Origin of the sequence: Pseudomonas sp. 1D4, assembly GCF_001728925.1 — a bacterium.
Classification (GTDB): Bacteria; Pseudomonadota; Gammaproteobacteria; order Pseudomonadales; family Pseudomonadaceae; genus Metapseudomonas; species Metapseudomonas otitidis.
In genome coordinates this window covers 1-8,996 of sequence record NZ_LXJQ01000090.1, presented here as the reverse complement: position 1 = coordinate 8,996, position 8,996 = coordinate 1, and the positions used below count along the sequence as shown (strand labels likewise).

Here is an 8,996-nt window from a genome sequence, read left to right as displayed (position 1 = left end):
CCTTTTTCTGCGAGGCACCCGGCTGGCGGAAGTCACGGTTGAAGTAGTAGTTGCGCAGCTCGACGCTCGCCTTGCTGTCTTCGATGAAACCGCCTGCGACGGCCTGTTGGGCCAGCAGGCCACCTGCGATGGCCAGGGCCAGGGAAGATTTGTTCATGCAATGCTCCAATGGTGCGTGTTTCTAAGTGTTCTGATGGGGGAAGCGCGCATCGCCAAGCAATGAAAAACGCTGCCACATGACCCGCAGGTCAGACCCCGTAGCCCCTTGCCAGCGGGCCTGCCTGAGGTGGCGGTCAATCTAGGACAAGGGGTTTAATTCTTAAAAAGAATCAATATTCATTTTGTTGTAACAAAATCGAATAAATAGACCGGTAGCCTCCCTCTGGCGGGGAGCTGCCCCTGGGCGAGGCGGCTTCAGTTACTCGAAAGGGCGCGCAAATTACCGACTTTGGTCGCCTGGCGCCATCCCCAATAACGCAGCAGCGGACGGAATTCGCAGTCCCGCACCTCTCCGGGCCTGCAAAGGCGTCAGCACCCGCACGGCCGCTCATAAAAAATAACCAAAAGGTATTTATTGAGTCGTTTTTAGATCATTAGGATTTCGCCTCACCGGACCACTGGACTCCCAGCCCCCCCTATTCCAGTCCCGTAGCCCGGCCTCGCGCCGGCCAGCCGCCCGTGAGGAGCACCACCATGAATCGTTCCCCCTTCGCCCGCCGCCTGCTGGCGGCCCTGACCGTCGGCGGTCTGACCCTGAGCGCCCACGCTGCCCTCGTCGGCGACAAGCCGTTCTGAACGGTCCCCTGCCGCTCCGATACGGAGCGGGGCGAGCCGCTTGTCCACCGATCTTCGGACGGGTCCGAATGGCCTTCTGCCAGCCTTTGGCCAAGGCGCAACACAGTTCCTGAAACCGGTGTGAACGTCGTTGCAAAGCTGGTCGTTGACCCCTTCTGCCAAAGGAACTGTCGCTATGCTGGGGCCCCTAAAGCAGTGTGTTCCACCACCGTCAGGGCCCATCAGCCATGAGTGCAGCCATCTACATCGTTCCTGAGAAACCTGTCGCCGGGCTCGATGACTTCGTCAACGGCAGTACCGTCGTCCAGGTGGACGAAGTCGAGGTCGACGACCTCTGCAAACGGCTCAAGGTGAAGTCGCTGTGGGACTTCGTCAGCCAGGACCCGAACGAGTTCGCCGACCTGCTCGACGGCCTCGAACTAGACGACCAGCTCGCCTGCGAGCAGTGGTTCAGCCCCGAGGACGGGCTGCGCACCGTGCGTGCCCTGCAGGGGCACCTGGTGAGCCAGCCGCGTTCGCTGTCCAACGCCGATGCCTTCCTCGAAGACCTGCAGGACTACGAGTGGGTGCTCAGCGCCCTCGCCGAGCAGGACGTGCGCTGGCATTTCGCCGTCGCCGTCTGAGCCCTCCCCCGGGCCCTGGGCCGGTCAGAGCCGGTCCAGGGCCTGCACGAAGTCGCCGATGATGTCGGCGGCGTCCTCGATCCCCACCGACACGCGGATGGTCCCCTCGTGGATGTCCAGCTCCGCCAGGGCCTCGGCCGACAGCGCGCGGTGGCTGGTCTTGCCCGGGTGGGTGATGCTGCTGGCCACGCCGGCCAGCGAGGGCGCGAACGCGGTGCGCTGCAGGCCGCGGATCAGGCCGTCCACCTCCGCCAGGCCGCCCTTGAGGGTGAAGCTCAGCATGCCCGAGGCACCCTTGGGGAACAGCCGCTGGGCCAGTGCGAAGTCCGGGTGCGAAGGCAGCCCCGGGTAGAACACCTTCGCCACCTGCGGATGGGCCTCCAGCGCTTCGGCCAAGGCCTGGGCGTTGGCGGAATGGGCCTTCATGCGCAGGGCCAGGGTCTTGGCACCCCGGAAGGTCAGCCAGGCTTCGAAGGGGCTGGAACTGCCGCCGGCATTGATCTGGAAGCGTCGCGCCTGGGCGATCCACTCGGCGTCGCCGACGAGGATGCCGCCGGTGGCGTCGCTGTGGCCGTTGAGGTACTTGGTGGTGCTGTGCAGCACCAGGTCGGCACCGGCCGCCAGCGGGTTGTAGAGCGCCGGGGAAAGGAAGGTGTTGTCCACCAGCAGCTTCAGCCCGTGGGCCTTGGCCAGCCTGGCCAGGGCGGGAATGTCGCTGATGCGCACCAACGGGTTGGAGGCCGTCTCGGTGTAGATCAGCCGCGTGGCCGGGGTGATGGCCGCTTCCACCGCCGCCAGGTCGTTGATCTCCACCAGGGTGGCGCTGATGCCGAAGCGCGCCAGCTCCTTCTCGATCAGGCTCTGGGTGGTGCCGTACAGCTCGCGGCTGGCGATCAGGTGGTCGCCGGCATTCAGCCGCCCCAGCAGCGCCGCGCTCACCGAGGCCATGCCGGAAGCGGAGAACAGCGCCGCCTCGCCGCCTTCCAGGTCCCGCACCAACTGCTCCAGCGCCGCCTGGTTGGGGTTGGCGATGCGGGTGTACATGTAGTTGTCCGGGTTGCCGGCGAGGAAGTCGTCCACCTGCTCCAGGTTGTCGTAGACGAACACCGAGGACTCGTAGATGGGCAGCGTCTTCGGGCGGGTGACCATCTGCTGGTCGACGTCGTTGCCGCTGTGCACCGCGCGGGTGGAAAGGCCGGGTCTGGATTCAGGCATGGGGAATTCTCCAAAGGCAGGCGAGCGCGTGGGAGCGAATTCATTCGCGATGGACCGCGCAGCGGTCCCAGGCCTTGCAGCGCGTGCCTGCGGCACGCATTCGCGGATGAATCCGCTCCCACATAAAAAAGAACGCCGACGATAGTCGAGACTCGTCGGCGTGAGGAGAGGCGCGGCGTTCGCCGCACCACCGTGGCTTGCGGTTGATCAGAAGGCCGGCACGACCGCGCCGGCGTATTTCTGCTCGATGAAGGCCTTCACTTCCGGGCTGGTCAGCGCAGCGGAGAGTTTCTTGATGGCGTCGCTGTCCTTGTTGTCCGGGCGGGCCACCAGGTAGTTCACGTAGGGCGACGTGCTGTCTTCCAGCACCAGCGCGTCCTTGGACGGGTTGAGCTTGGCCTCCAGCGCGTAGTTGGTGTTGATCAGCGCCAGGTCCACCTGGTTCAGCACGCGCGGCAGCAGGGCGGCCTCCAGCTCCTTGAACTTGAAGTGGTGCGGGTTCTCGGCGATGTCCTTCGGGGTCGCCAGGGCGTTGCCCGGGTCCTTCAGCTTCAGCAGGCCGGACTTCTGCAGCAGGAGCAGGGCGCGGCCACTGTTGCTGCCTTCGTTGGGGATGGCGATGGTGGCGCCGTCCGGCAGGTCCTTCAGGGAGTTGTACTTGCTGGAGTAGCCGCCGAAGGGCTCGACGTGTACGCCCTGGACGATCACCAGGTGAGTGCCCTTGCCGCTGTTGAAGTTGTCCAGGTAGGGCTTGGTCTGGAAGTAGTTGGCGTCCAGGCGCTTCTCGTCCACCTGCACGTTGGGTTGCACGTAGTCGGTAAAGACCTTCACCTCCAGATCGACCCCTTCCTTCGCCAACTGCGGTTTGATCAGTTCGAGGATCTCGGCATGGGGCACCGGGGTGGCGGCGACGACGAGCTTCTCGCCGGCGTGGGCCAGGGTGGCGGAAAGGGCGGCAGCCAGAGCGGTCAACAGCAGGGACTTCTTCATGATGTTCCTTGATCTCAGGGGCTCCGGCTGGATCGTCAGCCATGAGCGGGGGTTCGGGTCCCGGCCTGGATGGTGCCGGGTTGGAGCGGACGTTACGGTGATTTTTTATAACGAACAAATACCAATTTTTTATTCATATATTCCTTTTGGAAATTAAAAGACGCCCCAGCCCGTACCCGACGCGCCCTCCCTATCCACATCGAATGTCGCCCTCGTGAATTGCCTCACCCGGCCTGCCTCACTAGAGTGGCGGCCTGTACCAACACCCCCCGGATGCCTGCCATGCTCGCCACTGCCCTCGCCCGCTTTCCCCGCCTGGAACTGGTCACCGCGCCGACCCCGCTGGAGAAGCTGGAACGCCTGTCCCGGGAGCTGGGGCGCGGCCTGTACGTCAAGCGCGACGACCTGACCCCCTTCGCCCTCGGCGGCAACAAGGTGCGCAAGCTCGAATACCTCGCCCAGGACGCCCTGGCCCAGGGCGCTGACGTACTGGTCACCGCCGGCGCCATCCAGTCCAACCATGTGCGCCAGACCGCCGCCCTGGCCGCGCGCCTGGGCCTGGGTTGCGTGGCCCTGCTGGAAAACCCCATCGGCACCACCGACCGCAACTACCTGGAGAACGGCAACCGCCTGCTGCTGGACCTGTTCGGCACCGAGGTGCAGTTGGTGCCCAACCTCGACACCGCCGACCAGTTGCTGGCCGAGGCCGCCGAGCGCCTGCGCGCTGCCGGCCGCACCCCCTACGTGGTGCCCATCGGCGGCTCCAACGCCCTCGGCGCCCTGGGCTACGTGCGCGCCGGCCTGGAGTTGGCCGAGCAGATCGAGGCCAGCGGCGAGCGCTTCGCCGCCGTGGTGCTCGCCTCCGGCAGCGCCGGCACCCATGCCGGCCTCGCCCTCGCGCTGGAACAGGCCCTGCCCGGTACCCGCGTGGTGGGCGTCACCGTGTCGCGCCCCGACGCCACCCAGCGGCCCAAGGTGGAAGGCCTGCTGCAGCGCACCGCCGACCTGCTCGGCGTGCCGGTGCCCGCCGGCCTGAAGGTCGAGCTGTGGGACCAGTACTTCGCCCCGCGCTACGGCGAAGCCAATGCCGGCACCCTCGCCGCCGTGCGTCGGGCCGCCGCCTGTGAAGGGCTGCTGCTGGACCCGGTCTACACCGGCAAGGCCTTCGCCGGCCTGCTGGACGGCATCGCCCGACAGGCCTTCGACGGCGACGGTCCGGTGCTGTTCCTGCACACCGGCGGCTCGCCGGCGCTGTTCGCCTATCATCCTGCGGGCGACGCGAACCACGACTTATAACCAGAAAATTAATTTTCTGGTTTTTTATGTATTTAAACGAATATATGGAACTCCCTTAGAGTGGCGACCCTCCATTCGCCAACTGCCCCCGCGAGGCCCCCTATGTACGCAACAACGCTCCGTCGTCCCGCCCTCTTCGCCAGCCTGGCGCTGGCCCTCGGTCTCGGCCTGGCCGGCACCGCCGCCGCCGACCTGAAGGACATCCAGCAGAAAGGCGCCCTGAAGATCGGCCTGGAAGGTACCTACCCGCCCTTCAACTACCAGGACGAGAGCGGCAAGCTCACCGGCTTCGAAGTCGAGCTGGCACAAGCCCTGGCCAAGGAGCTGGGCGTGAAGGCCGAGTTCCAGCCGACCAAGTGGGACGGCATCCTCGCCGCCCTGGAATCCCGTCGCCTGGACGTGGCCATCAACCAGGTGACCATCTCCGAAGAGCGCAAGAAGAAGTACGACTTCACCACCCCCTACACCGTCTCCGGCATCCAGGCCCTGGTGCGCAAGGGCAAGGAAGGCGAGATCAAGACCGCCGCCGACCTGGCCGGCAAGAAGGTCGGCGTGGGCCTGGGCACCAACTACGAGCAGTGGCTGAAGGAGAACGTCCCGCAGGCCGACATCCGCACCTACGACGACGACCCCACCAAGTTCCAGGACCTCAACGTCGGCCGCATCGACGTGATCCTGGTGGACCGCCTGGCCGCCTTCGAGATGGTCGACAAGACCGGCGGCCGCCTGGCCGTGGCCGGCGAGCCCTTCTCCCGCCAGGAGTCCGGCATCGCCGTGCGCAAGGACAACCCCGAACTGCTCGCCGCGCTGGACAAGGCCCTGGCCAAGCTCAAGGCCGACGGCACCCTCAAGGCCCTGTCCGAGAAGTGGTTCAAGGCTGACGTGACCCAATGATCGACGGCAGCCTGCAACTGGTGCTGGATTCCGCGCCCTTCCTGTTGAAGGGCGCGCTCTACACCGTGGTTCTCAGCCTCGGCGGCATGTTCTTCGGCCTGCTGCTGGGCTTCGCCCTGGCCCTGGCGCGCCTCTACGCCATCGCGCCGGTGCGCGGCCTGGCGCGGGTCTACGTGTCGTTCTTCCGTGGCACACCGCTGCTGGTGCAGTTGTTCATCATCTACTACGGCCTGCCCCAGCTCGGCCTGGAGCTGAGCCCGCTGATGGCTGCGCTGATCGGCTTCTCGCTGAACATGGCCGCTTACACCTCGGAAATCCTCCGCGCCGCCATCGCCTCCATCGACAAGGGGCAATGGGAAGCCGCTGCCAGCATCGGCATGAGCCGTGGTCAGGCGCTGATGCGCGCCATCCTCCCGCAGGCCGCGCGCACCGCCCTGCCGCCGCTGGGCAACAGCTTCATCTCGCTGGTCAAGGACACCGCCCTGGCCGCCACCATCCAGGTGCCGGAAGTGTTCCGCCAGGCGCAGTTGATCACCGCGCGCACCTTGGAAATCTTCACCATGTACCTGGCCGTCGCGCTGATCTACTGGGTGCTGGCCACACTGCTGGCCCACGTCCAGGCGCGCCTCGAGGCCCGGGTCAACCGCCACGAACAGGACAGCTGATGATCACCGTCCGTAACCTGACCAAGTCCTTCAAGGGCCAGGCGGTGCTCAAGGGCATCGACCTGACCATCGAGCCGGGCGAAGTGGTCGCCATCATCGGCCCCAGCGGCTCGGGCAAGACCACCCTGCTGCGCTGCCTCAACCTGCTGGAAGAGCCCGACGGCGGCACCCTCCAGGTGGGCCAGATCGAGATCGACGCCAACCAGCCCCTGAAGCAGCAGCAATCGCTGATCCGCCAGTTGCGCCAGCACGTCGGCTTCGTGTTCCAGAACTTCAACCTCTTCCCCCACCGCACCGCGCTGGAGAACGTCATCGAAGGCCCGGTGGTGGTGAAGAAGGAACCCCGCGAGCGCGCCATCGCACGGGCCCGTGCGCTGCTGGCCAAGGTCGGCCTGGCAGGCAAGGAAGACGCCTACCCCAAGCGCCTTTCCGGCGGCCAGCAACAGCGCGTAGCCATCGCCCGCGCCCTGGCGATGGAGCCGGACGTGATCCTCTTCGACGAACCCACCTCCGCCCTCGACCCCGAGCTGGTGGGCGAGGTGCTGACCACCATCCGCGGCCTGGCCGAGGAGAAGCGCACCATGGTCATCGTCACCCACGAGATGAGCTTCGCCCGCGACGTGGCCAATCGCGCGATCTTCATCGACAAGGGCGTGATCGTCGAACAGGGCGACGCCAAGACCCTGTTCAGCGCCCCGAAGGAAGAACGCACCCGGCAGTTCCTCGCCAAGTTCCTGGTGGGGTGAGCGGTCACCCCCGACGCCCCCCGTGGGCGCGAATTCATTCGCGATGGCGGCGTAGGTTGGATGGCGCTCTTTCCATCCACCAACGGAGTTGAGGGTGACGCCGATGGTGGACCGATGAAGCGTGGTCCACCCTACAGCCACGACGGACCGCCGGGCGCTTGGTCGGTGACCTGGCCAAAATCCGCCAGACTGACGGGTCACAACGCGATAAAGCGCGTAGAATCCGCGCGCCCTCGCAACAAGCCCTGCCTCTTGCCATGAATCCCTCGACCCTCCTCTCCCTCCCCCTGCTCGCCCTGGCCCTTGGCGGCTTCGTCGTCGGCAGCAGCGAATTCATCATCATGGGCCTGCTGCCCGAGGTGGCCCAGGACCTCTCCGTGAGCCTCTCCGACGCCGGCCTGCTGGTCAGCGCCTACGCCATGGGCGTGGTCATCGGCGCGCCGCTGCTGGGCCCGCTGCTGGGGCGCCTGCCCCGGCGCCAGGCGCTGCTCTGGCTGATGGGCGCCTACGCCCTAGGCAACCTCGCCTGCGCCCTGGCCCCCAGCTACGAATGGCTGCTGGCGGCGCGCATGTTCACCGCCTTCAGCCATGCCGGCTTCTTCGGCTGCGCCACCCTGCTGGCCGCCGAGCTGGCACCGCCCCATCGCCGCGCCTCGGCCATGGCACTGGTGCTCAGCGGGCTGACCATCGCCAACGTGCTCGGGGTGCCGGCCGGCGCCTGGCTGGGCCAGGCCACCAGCTGGCGGGTGACCTTCATGGTGGTGGCGGGCCTGGGCCTGCTGACGCTGCTGGCGCAGTTCCTCTGGCTGCCGGCCACCGCCAGGCCGCAGCCCAATGCCGCCGGTGCCTGGGACGGCATCTTCCGGCGCCCGGTGCTGCATGCGCTGGGGGTGTGCAGCCTGTCGTCGGTGGCGCTGTTCGGCGTGTTCACCTACATCAGCCCGCTGCTGCGCGATGTCTCCGGCTTCAGCCCGGAGCACGCCAACTTCGCCCTGCTGCTGTTCGGCATCGGCCTGACCCTCGGCAACCTGCTGGGCGGGCGCCTGGCGGACAAGGGCTTCCGCTTCGCCCTGCCCGGGGCCTTCGCGGTGAGCGGCCTGTGCCTGGTGGGGCTGTTCGTCTTCGCCCAGGTGCCGGTGCTGGCGCTGGCCTGCCTGTTCCTCTGGGGCGTGGCGAGCTTCGCCATCTCCTCGCCGCTGCAACTGCTGCTGGTGGAACAGGCCGGCGAATCCGCCAGCCTCGCCGCCACCCTCAGCCACGCGGCCTTCAACCTGGGCAACGCCAGCGGCGCCTTCGTCGGCGGCCTGTGGCTGAGCACCGGGATGGGCCTGGCCAACCTGCCGCTGATGGGCGTGGCCGTGCTGGTCGCCACCCTGCTGGTGTGCCTGCCCCTGCCGCGCCTGCGCGCCACCCGCGAGCGCCTCCAGGCGGCCGGACAGATCCATTGATCCACCATCCAGCTCCGAGCCGCGCGCCGTGTACCGGAGTGATGGGCTTCGCGTAGCTCAGCCCATCCTACGGGCGGCAGGGTGCAGCATCCGTGGGGTGGATCGCACTTCACCGATCCACCGTCCAACCCCGAGCCGCGCGCCGTGCATCGGAGTGATGGGCTTCGCGTAGCTCAGCCCATCCTACGGGCGGCAGGGTGCAGCATCCGTGGGGTGGATCGCGCTTCATCGATCCACCGCCCAACCCCGAGCCGCGCCGTGCATCGGAGTGATGGGCTTCGCGTAGCTCAGCCCATCCTACGGCCGGCAGGGTGCTGCACCCGT

General features: G+C 66.8%; 9 protein-coding genes. 6 read left to right on the top strand and 3 right to left on the bottom strand.

From position 1 onward, the window contains the following. Positions 1 to 157: OprD family outer membrane porin (locus A7D27_RS28185; protein ID WP_139134199.1), on the bottom strand; the 157-nt coding region annotated here is incomplete at its 3' end. Between the two features lie 865 nt (positions 158 to 1,022). Between A7D27_RS28185 and A7D27_RS26220 the strand changes: the two genes are divergently transcribed. Next, complete coding sequence (locus A7D27_RS26220; RefSeq protein ID WP_069563528.1) at positions 1,023 to 1,418, top strand: hypothetical protein; 396 nt, start codon at positions 1,023 to 1,025, stop codon at positions 1,416 to 1,418. A gap of 24 nt (positions 1,419 to 1,442) precedes the next feature. Here A7D27_RS26220 and A7D27_RS26215 read toward each other — a convergent pair whose 3' ends face one another. Together A7D27_RS26215 and A7D27_RS26210 are read right to left on the bottom strand one after the other, a co-directional pair. Beyond that, positions 1,443 to 2,633 (bottom strand): PLP-dependent aspartate aminotransferase family protein, encoded by a 1,191-nt coding sequence (locus A7D27_RS26215; RefSeq protein ID WP_069566601.1) that lies wholly within the window; start codon positions 2,631 to 2,633, stop codon positions 1,443 to 1,445. A 207-nt stretch (positions 2,634 to 2,840) separates the two neighbouring features. After that, complete coding sequence (locus A7D27_RS26210) at positions 2,841 to 3,623, bottom strand: MetQ/NlpA family ABC transporter substrate-binding protein (RefSeq protein WP_069566600.1); 783 nt, start codon at positions 3,621 to 3,623, stop codon at positions 2,841 to 2,843. A 282-nt stretch (positions 3,624 to 3,905) separates the two neighbouring features. Here A7D27_RS26210 and A7D27_RS26205 point away from each other — a divergent pair, with 282 nt between their 5' ends. The 5 genes from A7D27_RS26205 (at position 3,906) to A7D27_RS26185 (ending at position 8,672) form a co-directional block, all read left to right on the top strand. Then, positions 3,906 to 4,919 carry a D-cysteine desulfhydrase gene (locus tag A7D27_RS26205; RefSeq protein WP_069563525.1) on the top strand — a complete coding sequence of 338 codons (1,014 nt, stop codon included), beginning with the start codon at positions 3,906 to 3,908 and terminating at the stop codon, positions 4,917 to 4,919. 102 nt (positions 4,920 to 5,021) lie between these two features. Next, entirely contained in the window at positions 5,022 to 5,813 is a 792-nt protein-coding gene (gene tcyJ, locus A7D27_RS26200) for a cystine ABC transporter substrate-binding protein (protein WP_069566599.1), read from the top strand. Beyond that, positions 5,810 to 6,478, top strand: coding sequence for a cystine ABC transporter permease (gene tcyL, locus A7D27_RS26195; RefSeq protein ID WP_069563523.1), 669 nt, complete (start codon positions 5,810 to 5,812; stop codon positions 6,476 to 6,478). Before tcyJ ends, tcyL begins: the two co-directional genes overlap by 4 nt. Beyond that, positions 6,478 to 7,224, top strand: a complete 747-nt coding sequence (tcyN, locus tag A7D27_RS26190) for an L-cystine ABC transporter ATP-binding protein TcyN (protein ID WP_069563522.1) — start codon at positions 6,478 to 6,480, stop codon at positions 7,222 to 7,224. Before tcyL ends, tcyN begins: the two co-directional genes overlap by 1 nt. Positions 7,225 to 7,481: 257 nt before the next feature. Beyond that, positions 7,482 to 8,672 (top strand): MFS transporter, encoded by a 1,191-nt coding sequence (locus A7D27_RS26185; RefSeq protein WP_069563521.1) that lies wholly within the window; start codon positions 7,482 to 7,484, stop codon positions 8,670 to 8,672. Positions 8,673 to 8,996: the final 324 nt, after the last annotated feature.

Coding starts and splice junctions, on each gene's coding strand:
- A7D27_RS26220 (WP_069563528.1), top strand. CDS start 1,023: ATGAGTGCAGCCATCTACATCGTTCCTGAGAAACCTGTCGCCGGGCTC.
- A7D27_RS26215 (WP_069566601.1), bottom strand. CDS start 2,633: ATGCCTGAATCCAGACCCGGCCTTTCCACCCGCGCGGTGCACAGCGGC.
- A7D27_RS26210 (WP_069566600.1), bottom strand. CDS start 3,623: ATGAAGAAGTCCCTGCTGTTGACCGCTCTGGCTGCCGCCCTTTCCGCC.
- A7D27_RS26205 (WP_069563525.1), top strand. CDS start 3,906: ATGCTCGCCACTGCCCTCGCCCGCTTTCCCCGCCTGGAACTGGTCACC.
- tcyJ (WP_069566599.1), top strand. CDS start 5,022: ATGTACGCAACAACGCTCCGTCGTCCCGCCCTCTTCGCCAGCCTGGCG.
- tcyL (WP_069563523.1), top strand. CDS start 5,810: ATGATCGACGGCAGCCTGCAACTGGTGCTGGATTCCGCGCCCTTCCTG.
- tcyN (WP_069563522.1), top strand. CDS start 6,478: ATGATCACCGTCCGTAACCTGACCAAGTCCTTCAAGGGCCAGGCGGTG.
- A7D27_RS26185 (WP_069563521.1), top strand. CDS start 7,482: ATGAATCCCTCGACCCTCCTCTCCCTCCCCCTGCTCGCCCTGGCCCTT.